Annotated in this window: 14 protein-coding genes; 10 read left to right on the forward strand and 4 right to left on the reverse strand. The window is 45.4% G+C overall.

Annotation, left to right across the window (positions count from 1 at the left end; translation table 11 throughout):
* Nucleotides 1–66 precede the first annotated feature (66 nt).
* Complete coding sequence (locus N4310_RS04420) at nucleotides 67–912, forward strand: glycerate kinase family protein (RefSeq protein WP_262092225.1); 846 nt, start codon at nucleotides 67–69, stop codon at nucleotides 910–912.
* A 40-nt stretch (nucleotides 913–952) separates the two neighbouring features.
* Here N4310_RS04420 and N4310_RS04425 read toward each other — a convergent pair whose 3' ends face one another.
* The 4 genes from N4310_RS04425 to N4310_RS04440 form a co-directional block, all read right to left on the reverse strand.
* On the reverse strand, nucleotides 953–2,314 hold the full coding sequence (locus N4310_RS04425) for a sensor histidine kinase (protein WP_262092213.1): 1,362 nt from the start codon (nucleotides 2,312–2,314) through the stop codon (nucleotides 953–955).
* The gene (locus N4310_RS04430) at nucleotides 2,301–2,969 is read right to left on the reverse strand and encodes a response regulator transcription factor (protein WP_262092214.1); all 669 of its coding nucleotides are present in this window, start codon (nucleotides 2,967–2,969) and stop codon (nucleotides 2,301–2,303) included. Before N4310_RS04430 ends, N4310_RS04425 begins: the two co-directional genes overlap by 14 nt.
* A 115-nt stretch (nucleotides 2,970–3,084) precedes the next feature.
* Nucleotides 3,085–3,723 (reverse strand): PepSY domain-containing protein, encoded by a 639-nt coding sequence (locus tag N4310_RS04435; RefSeq protein ID WP_262092215.1) that lies wholly within the window; start codon nucleotides 3,721–3,723, stop codon nucleotides 3,085–3,087.
* A 217-nt stretch (nucleotides 3,724–3,940) separates the two neighbouring features.
* Nucleotides 3,941–4,996 (reverse strand): ATP-binding protein, encoded by a 1,056-nt coding sequence (locus N4310_RS04440; protein WP_262092217.1) that lies wholly within the window; start codon nucleotides 4,994–4,996, stop codon nucleotides 3,941–3,943.
* A 520-nt stretch (nucleotides 4,997–5,516) separates the two neighbouring features.
* Between N4310_RS04440 and N4310_RS04445 the strand changes: the two genes are divergently transcribed.
* The 9 genes from N4310_RS04445 to rpmB all read left to right on the forward strand — a co-directional run bounded on the left by N4310_RS04445 (nucleotide 5,517) and on the right by rpmB (nucleotide 12,895).
* Nucleotides 5,517–6,476, forward strand: a complete 960-nt coding sequence (locus tag N4310_RS04445) for an ABC transporter substrate-binding protein (RefSeq protein WP_262092218.1) — start codon at nucleotides 5,517–5,519, stop codon at nucleotides 6,474–6,476.
* Nucleotides 6,477–6,487: 11 nt separating this feature from the next.
* Nucleotides 6,488–7,462 carry an ABC transporter substrate-binding protein gene (locus N4310_RS04450; protein ID WP_262092219.1) on the forward strand — a complete coding sequence of 325 codons (975 nt, stop codon included), beginning with the start codon at nucleotides 6,488–6,490 and terminating at the stop codon, nucleotides 7,460–7,462.
* Nucleotides 7,463–7,525: 63 nt separating this feature from the next.
* Nucleotides 7,526–8,422, forward strand: a complete 897-nt coding sequence (locus N4310_RS04455; RefSeq protein WP_262092220.1) for an ABC transporter permease — start codon at nucleotides 7,526–7,528, stop codon at nucleotides 8,420–8,422.
* A 12-nt stretch (nucleotides 8,423–8,434) separates the two neighbouring features.
* Entirely contained in the window at nucleotides 8,435–9,235 is an 801-nt protein-coding gene (locus tag N4310_RS04460) for an ABC transporter ATP-binding protein (RefSeq protein WP_160333246.1), read from the forward strand.
* Nucleotides 9,236–9,429: 194 nt separating this feature from the next.
* Nucleotides 9,430–10,551, forward strand: coding sequence for an aminotransferase (locus N4310_RS04465; protein ID WP_262092221.1), 1,122 nt, complete (start codon nucleotides 9,430–9,432; stop codon nucleotides 10,549–10,551).
* 121 nt (nucleotides 10,552–10,672) lie between these two features.
* Nucleotides 10,673–11,401: a gamma-glutamyl-gamma-aminobutyrate hydrolase family protein gene (locus N4310_RS04470; RefSeq protein ID WP_262092223.1), complete on the forward strand. Its 729-nt coding sequence runs from the start codon at nucleotides 10,673–10,675 to the stop codon at nucleotides 11,399–11,401.
* A gap of 21 nt (nucleotides 11,402–11,422) precedes the next feature.
* A complete protein-coding gene (locus N4310_RS04475; protein ID WP_262092224.1) occupies nucleotides 11,423–12,172 on the forward strand; it encodes a threonine/serine exporter family protein in 750 nt (249 codons plus the stop codon).
* A gap of 10 nt (nucleotides 12,173–12,182) precedes the next feature.
* Entirely contained in the window at nucleotides 12,183–12,617 is a 435-nt protein-coding gene (locus tag N4310_RS04480) for a threonine/serine exporter family protein (protein WP_160333250.1), read from the forward strand.
* Between the two features lie 89 nt (nucleotides 12,618–12,706).
* Entirely contained in the window at nucleotides 12,707–12,895 is a 189-nt protein-coding gene (gene rpmB / locus N4310_RS04485; RefSeq protein ID WP_002885786.1) for a 50S ribosomal protein L28, read from the forward strand.
* Nucleotides 12,896–13,052 lie beyond the last annotated feature (157 nt).

Genomic DNA, 13,052 nt, shown 5'->3' on the forward strand with positions numbered 1-13,052 from the left:
CATTGTTTTTTGGCAATTTCTGATGATTTTTTAGCTATTTACACGGAGTTGTTTGAGGTATGAATAATTTGGGTTGAACGTCCTCTTCGAGTTACCTACTTTATCAGTGGACAAACAGCTTACATTGAGTCGGCGCGTGTTGTGGGGATTGATAAGATTGATCCGTCACCTGAAACGGTTGAGCGGGCGACAAGTCTTGGGTTGGCGGCTTTATTCCGCGATGCGCTGAATCGTGGTTGTCAGGAATTGGTTTTGACCCTAGGTGGGAGTGGAACTTCTGATGGTGGTCGTGGCTTACTGGAGGGGCTCACTCTAGCAGATCGGGAGCGACTTTCCCAAGTGACCTTGCGGGGGCTGACTGATGTGACCAATCCCTATGCAGGTCCTCGAGGCTATGCGGCTGTTTTTGGTCCTCAGAAGGGGGCGACTCCAGAGCAGGTAGTAGCCATGGATCAACTTGCTCAAGATCAGGTACTTCGGATTAAGCAGGAAATGGGTCTAGATTTACAGGCGATTCCTGGAACAGGTGCAGCCGGCGGTCTGGGAGCTACTGTGGTGATTCTGGGGGGATTTCTGGAACCGGGATATTCGTTTCTAGCAGATAAGTTAGGTTTGGCTCAAGCGGTACAAGGTGCAGACTTGGTGGTTACCGGTGAGGGGCGTCTGGACAGGCAGAGTCTGCAAGGAAAGGTGCCGGTCGGAGTTGCGCAAACCGCCAAAGCAGCTGGTGTCCCGGTTATTGCCCTAGGTGGCAGTGTTGAAGAGCTAACTGCGTTTAAGGAGTTCTTCTTAGCCACTTTTTCGATTCAAAGACAGGTGCTTCCTTTGTCTCAAGCCCTGGAAACAGAGACGACCTTGGCCAATGTTCAAGTCCTAGTCAAAAACATTATCGCCAGTCGTTATTGTGAATAAAATTCAAAAAACCGCGCATTTGCGCGGTTTTTTGGCTCTTTTAAGGAGTTCTTTTTACCAAGGGCAGGGTTACGGTGAAGCGGCTGCCTTGGTTGGACTGGGATTGAACCTGGATTTGTCCGTGGTGTTGGTGAACAATTTCGCGGACTAGGGAGAGCCCGAGGCCGATTCCCTGTCCGTGGTTTTTGTTGCGGTCTTGAGCAATTTGATAGAATTTTTCCCAGATGCGGTCGATCTGATCGGCGGGAATGCCGGGGCCGTTGTCTGAGATGCTTAGGCTGGCTTGGTCTGCCTGGGTTTCGAGTTGGATATGGATCCAGTCACTGGTGAATTTGCGGGCATTGGAGAGTAGATTATCCAGCAGGCGCTGTAGCTGAATGGCTTGGCCGGGAACTTGAATGTTGCTTTGAACATCTAGGACAACCTGAATGCCCTCTGCTTCCAGCAATCTGCGGAAGTCCAGCCCTTTTTCGGTTACCAGTTCTGAGAAGGCGATGGTTTGGAAGTCTGTTGGATTACTCTTTTCCAGACGAGCCAGCTCTAGAATCTGCTCAACCAGGGCCTTCATTTGTTGGGCCTGGCGGTGAATAATGCCATGGGACTCCTGGGCTTCGGCTAGTTCCTGGGCGTAGTCGCGTCCGTATTGGCTTTCCGAGAGAATCACCGTTAGCGGTGTGCGCAGCTCGTGGGAGACATCGTTGGTCAGCTGGCGTTCGCGTTGGAAGCTGCTTTCAATGGTTTCCAGCATGTGGTTGATGGTGGCCGCCAGTTGTGTCAGCTCATTGTTTTTGTTTCCTTGTGGAATTCTTTGAGAAAAATCCTGGCTGAGGCGAATACGATCGGCTGTTTGGCCAATGGTTTCAACAGGCTGGAAGGCGCTTTTTAAGATGCGATACCCACCCCAGCTAATAATTCCCAGCAAAAAGGGAGCAATCACGGCCAGGGTGAGGATAAAGAACTGCAACTCTGGGTTACTAGTATTTTGGCTGGTGACAGCACGAAGCCAGTGCTTGCTGCCGGGGATGGTGATATCCACATAGTAGTAGTTCTGGTTTTTCCCAGAGGTTTCTAAAACCTGTCCCTTGGAGAAGGGGAGTCTGGTATCAAAATCGCTCGGGAAAAAGGGCTGCAGGGCCTGGTTGTTTTCATCGTAGATGGAATAATAGATCCCATCATCGAAGCCCTCTAGTTCATCTTCATCCTCAGCGAGGGCTTGGGCTGTGTCAATGGCTTCCTCCTGGAGGAAGGCTTGGTCGACAGAGGTGGCTAGGGAATGGCTTAAGAGAAAGGCGATTCCAAAAAAGCTCAAGAGAATCAGCAGAATAAAACCGGAATACCAGGCATTGACCCGCCGGATAATGGAGGAATGTCCCTTTTTGGTCGGGGAATTAAAAAATGACATAGCCGAGGCCTCTTTTGGTTTGAATCAAGGAATCTTTGGAAGATTCTTGGAGTTTGCGGCGGATATTTTTAATTAGCACTTCAATATTATTGGAATCACCGTCGTAGTCGAAATCCCAGACATGCTCTCGGATCTGGTCGCGGGATAGAACCTGCCCCCGATGGCTCATCAGGTAGGTCAGGATCTTATATTCTTTGGCGGTTAGCGGAATCAGCTGTTCCGCCTTCCAGACCTGCTGGCTGCTCAAATCGAGACGGACGGTCCCAATCTGAATTTGCGAGGATGAAACAGTAGGCTGTTCCCGCCGAGTGATGGCTCGCAAACGAGCCAATAGTTCAGGGAATTCAAAGGGCTTGACCAGGTAATCATCAGCCCCCAAGTCCAGCCCCCGGACCTTGTCCTCTAGACTATCCTTGGCGGTTAAAAAGAGGATGGGGGTTTGTTGGTTCTGCTGCCGCAGGGTTTGAACCAGGGTGAAACCATCCATACGCGGCATCATGACATCTACAATCAAGGCATCGTAATCGCTGGTAGCTAGATAATCCAAAGCCTCCTCCCCATCAAAGGCTGCATCAACACTATAGGCTTGGGTCTTGAGCAGCTTGACCAAGCTACGGTTTAAATCCAATTCATCTTCCACAATCAGCAGTTTCATCTTTACCTCTTTTCTATTTCTTTCAGTATAGCAAATCCGAGCCTAAAAATGAGTGAGTAAGGGTATAAACCCCGAGTTTAAGGGACTCGGAGTTTACTGGTCTTTGATTGGATTACTAATTTGGGGCTTCAGCCAGGCTCAGATCTTTTGCGTTGACGAGAATTTCTTGGAAGCTATCGCCGTTTAAGATTTCTGCTTGATAGGTGATAGATTTACTGGTGTTTTCTAAGCTAATATCCAAGATTTTTGCGGCAGGATATTCCTTTAGAAGGGCTTTTTCAACTTCAGCGATTGATTTTTTCGGTTGAGCCTTGAGTTTATCATCCGCTTCCAGAGGCTCTTCGGATTTGCGTAGTACTTTTCCGCTAGTGGCATCGAGTTCCAACTTGATTTCCCGATCCTTGGATTCGAGGCGGACATCATAAATGACTTGCTGGTTGTAGCGTTCTAAGTTGATATCTGTGATAGTTGCAGATCCTACTTCCTTTAGGGCAGCCTTGGCCGCTGCTTCAAAATTAAGTTTCGGATTTACGTCGCGGATTTGTTTGATGATTTGGTCTCGCGCTTGATCCTGATCCCAATCGTCTTCGTCATCCCAGTCCCAATCGAACTGCTCATCCCAATCCCAGTCCTGCTGACTTTCTTGGAATGAGGAATCAGTAGTAGCGTAAACACCAGCAGATCCAACACCAGCAGCACCTAGTACCAGTACAGAAATAAGAATAAGTCCTTTATGTTTTAAAATTGATTTCATGAGTAGATCTCCTCTTTTCATTTTTGTATGGTTTTAGTATAAAGGAGAAAAATGAAGAGAAGATGAAAAAGGTTCGGGGAACCTTTTTCACCCGAGCCAAGAAATTGAAAAGCGAGGAAGGTTCGGGGAACCTTTTTCACCCGAGCCAAGAAATTGAAAAGCGAGGAAGGTTCGGAGACTTTAAAAAGTTCTGAGTTTTCTCAAGGTTCATAAAAAATTAGTAGTCATTGTATAGCACCATATGCTGCAAAAACTCATGGAATCTGGGGAGTGTTAAGGTTAAGTAACCTCTTTTGCTCGCCCTGACAATGCCTTTTCGAATCAATCGCTCCCGGTAAACAGAAAATTTGTTGGCGGGGAAATTGATACGATCACGAAGCAGACTTACAGCTACCTCTTTGTCGGGATTGTCTAGAAAGGCTCCTAGAACTTCTCGGTCGAGGTCAGATAGTTCTGACCAAATTTTATTGTAGACATATTCTTGGAGGTAATCATCGAAGGCATTTAAGAGGTGGCTAAGCTCTTTTTCTTGTTCAGTCCATTTGAGGTAGCCTAGTACTTGGAAAGCGAAGGGGAAGCCTTTGGTCAATTTACTCATTTCCACAGCTTCGGTATCGGATACCTGGAAAATCTCTTGGTAGGATTTGGCAACGGATTGATAGTTCAAAGGGGATAAATAGATTTTTTTAGAGCGGTGTAGGAATGTCAAACTTGAATCGTTTTGAAGAAGAGAGATATTTTCATATAAGCCGGTCATTAGTAGAGATATGGGTAGGTTATCACTGATCCACAATTGAAAGGAAGAAACAAAGGCTTTTAGGTCCTCTGTTTTTGTAACTTCATCAATAGCGATAAGAACTTTTTTCTGATGTTTCTGGAGTTGCAAAAGCATTTTTTCCAGTGCGATCTCGATGCTCACGACAGGAGGGACCTGTTCGATGTCGATTCCTAAACCGAAAAGAGACAGATTTAGCTTTGCCTGATGAAAGAGAATTCCGATCTCGGGCTCTTCGTATAATTTTGCGGCTAAACTTTCGAATAAGGGGCGATTGGGGTTTAGTTTTATGGTAATCCAGTCATGTCTGTCTTTTAAGCGACGAACGATTTCATTCATCATAACCGTTTTACCAACTCCTCTGACTCCTGTTAGAATATAGGCTTGTGAAGAAGGGTTGGCAGAAGTGATATCTTCTAGAATCATGGTTGTCTGTGATGTGCGGTCGATATAGGTGAATGGTTTTTTACCAAAACCAAGTGTAAAAGGATTTGTCATTTTTACCTCCTTTGTCATTCTTTGATAGTTTATGACTATTTTATAATCTTTTATAATTCAGTTCAATTTTTATAATCTTTTATAATTCATTTGATCTTTTATAATCTTTTATAATTATGTCTATTGGAGGAGAAAAATTGGAAAAAAAGCTGAAAAAGGCTTGACACCTTTTCCAAAATAGTTTACCATATCCTTAACCTTAAAAATGGAGAAAGGAAAACTACGGTATGTTGAGAACTAGCCAAACAACAGCAGTGAATCACACATATTTCTACAGCTACTTTTAGATAGTGTTTGTAGCCTAGTTTCATGGATACAAACACGACAACGTTTCGTTTGTATCTATGTAGCTGTGGTAGTTTTGACTGTACCTGCATAGATGGAATATCTAGGTGGCAGGTCAAATCAGTCTGTTTCTTCATACAGTTGAATTGAAAAGGGGCCGTTTAGATAGCAGAAACGGTCCCGTTTTTTGTATCCAAGTTCTCATTTAAGGAAAAGACAAAGAGGAGAAATGAATATGCGATTTAAGAAGTTTTTAACAGGTTCGGTAGCCTTTTTATCCGCGGTAACGTTAGCATCTTGCTCAGCATCAAGTGGTCAGAATGGAGAGACTAAGGTTGGGATTATCCAATACGCAGAACATGAAGCCCTAACTTCAACACGTCAAGGCTTTATGGAAGCTCTTGAAAAAGCAGGATACAAAGAAGGGGATAATCTAGAGGTTGACCTTCAAAATGCTCAAGGAGATCAGGCTAATCTCCAAACCATGGTCGAGCAGTTGAGCGGAAAAAATGATGTGAACTTTGCCATTGCGACGCCAGCAGCCCAATCTTTGTTGAGTGTGGATGCTGAAACACCATCGGTCTTTACAGCTGTTACTGATCCGATTGCAGCTGGTTTGGTGGATTCTTTGGAAAAACCTGGTGGAAGCATGACGGGGTCAACGGATTCTGCGGATGTAAAAGGACAATTAGAGATGTTGTTGAAAGTCGTTCCGAATGCGAAAACGGTGGGTATTTTCTACAACTCCAGTGAAGTCAATTCAGAATCTCAAGCCAAAGAAGCAGAGAAAATCTTGAAAGACAAGGGAATCAAGGTTGTTATCAAAACAGTAACAACCACCAATGATGTCCAACAAGCGGTTACGTCTCTTGCAGGACAGGTAGATGCCATCTACTTCCCAATTGATACGACAGTTGCTTCGACAGCTGGTACTATTGGGGATGTATTGAAAGAAGCGAAAGTCCCTGCTATGGGCGGAGACAATGCTGTGATTGACGCAGCCCTCTTTACTTACGGGGTAGACTACCATGCGATTGGTGTTCAAGCTGGTGAATTGGCGGTTGATATCTTGAAAGGGGAAAAACCGGCTGATTTAGCGGTGAAAGCACCTGAAAAAGCAAGTATTGCAGTGAATGAAGAGATGGCTAAGGTTCTGGAAATTGATCCAGAAACCATTAAAGCCTTAGAGAAATAAAGGAAGAATCTATGAAAAAAATTGGAAAATATTTATTCATAACCTCATTAATCGGTCTGGCAGCTCTTGGTTTGGCGGCTTGTTCGAGCACTCAAAGCCGATCTGGAAATGCGAAGGGTGTCAAAGTTGGGATTCTTCAGTACATGGAGCATGATTCCCTAACTGCAGCTCGGGAAGGCTTTGAAGCCGAGTTGGCTGACAATGGTTATAAAGAGGGTGAGAAGCTCACCTTGGATTATCAAAATGCCCAAGGAGACCAAGCCAATCTCCAAACGATTTCGGAGCAACTGGCGAGCAACAATGACTTGATTCTGGCGATTGCAACTCCAGCAGCTCAAAGTTTGGCCACAGCTTCAACAGACACACCGGTTCTTTTCACGGCGGTTACAGATCCCCTATCGGCTGATTTGGTAGAATCCATCAAAAAGCCAGGAGGTTTTTTGACAGGTACCAGTGACCAGGCACCGATTGACAAACAAGTTCAATTATTGGGACAAGCTGTACCGAATGCCAAAACAGTTGGAATTCTTTATAACACAAGTGAACGGAATTCGGAAGTGCAGGTCGAAACAGCTCAACCTTTGCTCGAAAAAGCGGGCTATAAGGTGGTCTTGAAGGGGATTTCAAATACCAATGAGGTGCAGGATGCGGTTACCAGCTTGATGAAGGATGTGGATGCTGTCTTCATTCCAACAGATAACACGGTAGCTTCAACCATGACCATGATTGGTGAACTTTCTGTTAGCAACAAGGTTCCTGTAATTGGTGGTTCGACAGACATGGTGGATGAGGGTGGTCTCCTAACTTATGGAACCAACTATGAAGCTTTGGGACGGCAGACAGCCAAGATGGCTTTGAAAATTCTCGAAGGAGCACAAGCTGCTGATATGGCGGTTGAGTATCCCGAAACCGTTAGCCTTCATGTCAATGAAGAGATGGCTAAGAAACTGGGAATTGATACAAGTAAATTAACTGTAAAAGATTAGGTGAAATTGTTGGGATTAGAGACAATGACGACTGTGTCTCTAATCTCCTAAAAGGAGTAGAACGTGGATCTTATTTTATCAAGTGTATCACAGGGGCTTTTGTGGTCGATTATGGCCATCGGTGTCTATGTGACTTATCGCATTTTGGATATTGCCGATTTGACGGCTGAGGGAGCTTATCCCCTTGGGGCAGCTGTGGCTGCCACAGGAATTGTTGGGGGGATGAACCCTCTACTTGCAACTTTGTTGGCCTTTGTGGCCGGAATGGGAGCTGGTTTGGTATCCGGACTTCTCCATACCAAGATGAAAATCCCAGCTCTTTTGACAGGGATTGTTACCTTAACAGGTTTGTATTCCATTAATTTAAAGATTTTAGGTAAGGCCAATGTCGCTCTTCTTCGCCAGGAGACTCTGGTTACCCAACTGCAGGGTCTGGGTTTGAGCAAAACAACAGCTGTTCTCATTATCGGAAGTCTCTTTGTGGCTGTTGTGATTCTCTTGTTAACTTTGTTGATGAATACGCAGATTGGTTTGGCGCTGCGCTCAACGGGGGACAATATTCCGATGAGTGAGGCCAATGGAATCAATGTTAACCGTATGAAAATTTATGGCTACATGCTATCGAATGGGCTGATTGCTTTGAGTGGTGCCTTGCTCACACAGAACAATGGCTTTGCGGATTTGAACTCAGGGACTGGTACCATCGTTATCGGCTTGGCTTCTGTGATTATTGCAGAAGTTATTCTACGCAATCTGCGCATTGGTTGGCGCCTGCTCTCAGTTGTCTTGGGTTCGGTGATCTACCGCCTGATTATCTTGGCTATCTTGGAAATTCCAGGTATGGATGCGGATCTTGTGAAACTCTTCTCAGCAACTCTCTTGGCCGTTGTTCTTTTTGTGCCAGAAATTCAAAATAAGTTGCGCGTGCGTAAGATTAATGTGACAGACAAAACGGCATAGGAGGACAGCAAGATGACAAGTATTTTATCCATTCAAGATATTCATAAAACCTTCGAAGCTGGAACCATCAATGAAAACCATGTTCTTCGGGGAATGAACCTCGAGGTTGAAGAAGGAGATTTCATCTCCATTATCGGTGGAAACGGGGCAGGGAAATCAACTTTGATGAATACCCTGGCCGGAACTTTGTTGGTTGACTCAGGAGACATTCTTCTAGAAGGGAAATCCATCAAGACGGTATCTGCTGCGAAACGGGCTGTTGACATCAGTCGTGTATTCCAAGATCCCAAAATGGGAACAGCCTCACGTTTGACGATTGAAGAAAACATGGCTGTAGCCTACCGTCGTGGTCAAAAACGGGGCCTCAGCTGGGGAGTTAAAGATTCTGAACGGAAAATTTTTAAAGAAGCCTTGAAAGAACTTGGTTTGGGCTTGGAAAACCGGATGAAAGTGGACACCCAATTCCTATCCGGAGGCCAACGCCAAGCCCTAACGCTGTTGATGGCTTCCTTGGTAAAACCAAAGGTTCTGCTTCTAGATGAGCACACAGCTGCCTTGGATCCGAAAACCAGTGATATGGTGATGGATTTGACCAAAAAAATTGTCGAAAAAGACAAGCTAACAGCTTTGATGATCACCCACAATATGGAAAATGCCATCGAGTATGGAAACCGCTTGGTGATGCTCCATCAAGGTCGCATTGTTGTGGACGTCAAAGGGGAAGAAAAAGCTAACCTTACCGTCCAAAACCTCTTGGATCTCTTCCACAAAAACAGTGGCCAAGCCTTGGTTGATGACGAAATGATGCTATAACACAGAAACCTGAGTCATCTCAATTGATGAATCAGGTTTCTTTGCTTTTAGTACAGAGGAGCTAGCATCACGAAAATGAGCCAAGGTCAAACTAACGATGTGTGAAGACATGCAGAAAGAGTATTTGTCTTTGGAAGAAGTAGATTGCGTAAGCCTACTTCCTTCTTTTATAATAATAAAAAAGGAGAAAAACTATGGACATTCAAGTATTTGGGGTCGAGGAATGGCTAAATATCTGGGAGAATGATGCTGTTTACGATATTGCCGGTTCGTCCATCGCGTCGATGACCTTGGACGAGATTCTAGAGCTGGGAGATGTGGGTAAGGAAACTCTGTTAGCCCAGGTTTTAGGGAAAACGATGAACTATGGGTGGATCGAAGGGTCGCCCGAGTTCAAGGAGGAAGTGGCCAAACTCTATCAAGGGGTTCAACCAACTCAAATTCTCCAAACCAATGGGGCTACGGGGGCTAATCATTTGGCTTTGTATGCCTTGGTGGAGCTGGGAGATCATGTGATCTCCATGTACCCAACTTACCAGCAATTGGTGGATATTCCGCGATCCTTTGGGGCTGAGGTCAGCCTTTGGCAGATTCAGGAGGAGCAGGGGTGGCTCCCGTCTCTAGAGGAGTTGAGGATTCTCATTCGGCCCCAGACCAAGCTGATCTGTATCAACAATGCTAACAATCCCACGGGGGCTGTTATGGACCGGGTTTATTTGGAGGAATTGGTGAGTATTGCGCGTGAGGTGGGAGCTTATATCTTGGCGGATGAGGTCTACCAACCCTTAGAAGAGGGGCTGGAGATACCAGCTATTGTGGATCTCTATGAAAGGGGAATCTCTACTAACAGCTTGTCTAAGACCTATTCTGTTCCCGGCGTTCGTGTTGGTTGGGTGGTTGCGAATGCGGACTTGTCTGATCGTTTCCGGAAATACCGCGATTACACAATGATTTGTGCAGGGGTTTTTGATGACTTTCTAGCAACCCATGTCCTCCGGCATCGGGACTTGGTCCTGGAACGGAATCGCTCGATTGTCTATCGTAATCTTGAGCTTGTTAAAAAATGGGTGGAACAGGAACCACGGGTTTCGGTTATTTTCCCTCGACATGTTTCCACCTCCTTTATAAAATTGGATATTCCCGAGGATACGGAGATCTTCTGCATCCGACTCCTGCAAGAACAAGGGGTCCTTCTGGTCCCTGGGAATCGCTTTGATAAGCCTGGCTATGCTCGCTTGGGCTACTGCACGCAGACCGATATTTTAGAGCAGGGATTGGTGAGACTGTCTCAATTTTTACGGCAGTACGATGCCTAAAATGTGTTTGGGGAGTACCAGTCGAAGCCCCCGATATCCGTAGGAATCAGAGTTGTTTCAAAATGGAATAGAAAGTGGTATGATATAGGATAAGTTTTTCAGAAAATAAGGAGTAAGTGACATGAAAAGACCTCTTATTGGAATTTCGGGAAGTGTTCTGTTGACCAGCTATGGTTCTTCGGAAGGTTACCGGCGGGCCTATGTCAACGAAGATTATGTGCAGTCGGTTCTTCAAAATGGAGGAATTCCGTTTATCTTGCCGGTTGTTGATGATGAAGAAGTTCTGTCAACCTATATCGATCAACTAGATGGCTTAATTCTATCTGGGGGTCATGATGTGACGCCTCAATATTATGGAGAAGAGCCTATGCAAAAAATTGGTGAAACCTGGGAATTGCGAGACTGGTTTGACTCCCTCTTGGTGGAAAAGGCCTTGGCCAAAGGGATCCCTGTATTAGGGATTTGCCGTGGGATGCAGGTTATGAATGTCCTACACGGCGGTAGTCTTTGGCAGGATCTTTCCTATATGAAGGATGTTGAAATCAAGCATCTTCAGGGACATTCACCAGAGTTGGTGACTCATCTGGTGGATATTGAAGAAGGTAGCCAGTTACACGAGCTGATGGGGGAAAATCATGTGATGGTTAACACCTTTCACCACCAGGCAGTTCGTGAGTTGGGGCAAGGCTTTAAGGCGACGGCTTTTTCAGCAGATGGGATTGTGGAAGCGATTGAACATGAAGATTATCCCTTCTATTTGGGGGTTCAATGGCATCCAGAAATGCTTCATGCTTCCGTTCCCTTGATGAATCAGCTATTTGCAGGTTTGATTCAAGCGGCACAAAAATAAAAGACAAGGTGGAGTGGGGTCATGCAGGAAAAAGAGCTACTGGAAGTTACAGGTCAATTTGCCTATTTAATGTTGTCCAGTGGGGCCGAGACAGGACGTGTCGAATCGACAATTGATTATGTCGGAAAGGCTGTCGGGGTTCCTGTGATTTGCCATGTGACGATGACATCGATCTTATTAGTGAATCAGGACAGTGGACGCTCTTATGTGGTCAAGGTTCCTCGCTACCAGGTTGACCTGCAGATGGTACATGACCTCAATCATTTATCCCGTCAACTTTCCCAAGGGCAGATTGATTTTGAAACGTTTACTCGAGAGGTGGAGCGGCTCTCTCAAGGAGTCCCTCATTTTCCTCTCTGGCAACAGTATTTGGGAGCTGGTTTTGTATCCATGGCTCCCAACTTGGTTGACTTGGCTCCCTTCTCTGATTTTCTATTGACCTTTTTCCTAGGGATTTTTGCCCATTTCTTGAATCGCGAGGCCAGCCGCTGGATGGTTCCCCCTTATTTGGCTGTGGGCTTATCCGCCTTTATGATTTCGATGCTGATCAATGGTTTTTACCATCTAGGCTGGGGTCAGACCTTTGAAGTGCTTCTGATTTCTTCCCTAATGCCCCTGGTTCCTGGGGTGGCTCTGACCAATTCCTTGAGAGAGCTTTTAGGTGGTCATACCATTTCAGGTTTGGTCCGAGCTGTTAATGCCCTGCTGATTGCGACAGCTATTGGCGGTGGGGTAATGATGGCCAATCTCTTGTTTCAGGCCTTGATCTAGGAGGTGAGTGATGAGCTTTTTCTTAGGATTTCTGTTGAGTCTGTGTGGGAGTTTGGGCTATGGCATGATGGTTAATGCTCCACGCCAGACCTTGTTGAGTTCAGCTCTGACCGGTGGTCTGGCCTGGATTGCCTATCTGCTGATTCTAGATTTGACTGGTGGGATTTGGTTGGCCAATTTGGTGGCTAGCTTGATGATTGGTGTTTTGTCCAATGTTTTTGCCAAACGCATTGGGACGCCGGTTAATATCTTGTCCATCCCCTGTATGATCTCTCTGGTCCCTGGGGGTACCATTGCTACGTCTATGCGCTATTTTGCCCAGGGGGATGTTTTGCAGGGCCAGTCCTTTTTTGTCAGGACCCTACTCATTTGTTTTTCCTTGGCCCTTGGTTTTGTTTTAGCAGAAGGATTGGTCTTCTTAGGGAGAAAAATTGGAAAAAGATGAGTTGATATCTTGCCAAATAATGGAAAGTATGGTAATATTTTACGGTATGTGGTGTAGAACCCTTAAAACTAAATAGGAGGAATGACAAGATGGCAAAAGTATGTTATTTTACAGGTCGTAAAACTGTATCTGGTAATAACCGCTCTCATGCGATGAACAAAACAAAACGTGCTGTTAAACCAAATCTTCAAAAAGTTACAATTTTGGTTGACGGTAAACCGAAAAAGGTTTGGGCTTCAGCTCGTGCGCTTAAATCAGGTAAAGTTGAACGCGTTTAATAAAAACTTGAAAAAGAGGTTGGATTTCCAATCTCCTTTTTTATTGGGCTTTTAGGAGGAGCTAGTATGAGGCTGAGACTAGGGGAGTGGGACAGAACTAATTTTTTTCAAAATTAGTTCGTAGTCCCACCCCCGCAAGGTTGATTAGGTCGGGTTC

The organism is Streptococcus danieliae (assembly GCF_025447695.1).
Classification (GTDB): Bacteria; Bacillota; Bacilli; order Lactobacillales; family Streptococcaceae; genus Streptococcus; species Streptococcus danieliae.

What these genes read in the sequence shown, in the direction of transcription:
- rpmB (WP_002885786.1), top strand. Translation starts at nt 12,707, where the DNA reads ATGGCAAAAGTATGTTATTTTACAGGTCGTAAAACTGTATCTGGTAAT.
- N4310_RS04475 (WP_262092224.1), top strand. Translation starts at nt 11,423, where the DNA reads ATGCAGGAAAAAGAGCTACTGGAAGTTACAGGTCAATTTGCCTATTTA.
- N4310_RS04460 (WP_160333246.1), top strand. Translation starts at nt 8,435, where the DNA reads ATGACAAGTATTTTATCCATTCAAGATATTCATAAAACCTTCGAAGCT.
- N4310_RS04465 (WP_262092221.1), top strand. Translation starts at nt 9,430, where the DNA reads ATGGACATTCAAGTATTTGGGGTCGAGGAATGGCTAAATATCTGGGAG.
- N4310_RS04445 (WP_262092218.1), top strand. Translation starts at nt 5,517, where the DNA reads ATGCGATTTAAGAAGTTTTTAACAGGTTCGGTAGCCTTTTTATCCGCG.
- N4310_RS04430 (WP_262092214.1), bottom strand. Translation starts at nt 2,969, where the DNA reads ATGAAACTGCTGATTGTGGAAGATGAATTGGATTTAAACCGTAGCTTG.
- N4310_RS04450 (WP_262092219.1), top strand. Translation starts at nt 6,488, where the DNA reads ATGAAAAAAATTGGAAAATATTTATTCATAACCTCATTAATCGGTCTG.
- N4310_RS04470 (WP_262092223.1), top strand. Translation starts at nt 10,673, where the DNA reads ATGAAAAGACCTCTTATTGGAATTTCGGGAAGTGTTCTGTTGACCAGC.
- N4310_RS04440 (WP_262092217.1), bottom strand. Translation starts at nt 4,996, where the DNA reads ATGACAAATCCTTTTACACTTGGTTTTGGTAAAAAACCATTCACCTAT.
- N4310_RS04480 (WP_160333250.1), top strand. Translation starts at nt 12,183, where the DNA reads ATGAGCTTTTTCTTAGGATTTCTGTTGAGTCTGTGTGGGAGTTTGGGC.
- N4310_RS04425 (WP_262092213.1), bottom strand. Translation starts at nt 2,314, where the DNA reads ATGTCATTTTTTAATTCCCCGACCAAAAAGGGACATTCCTCCATTATC.
- N4310_RS04435 (WP_262092215.1), bottom strand. Translation starts at nt 3,723, where the DNA reads ATGAAATCAATTTTAAAACATAAAGGACTTATTCTTATTTCTGTACTG.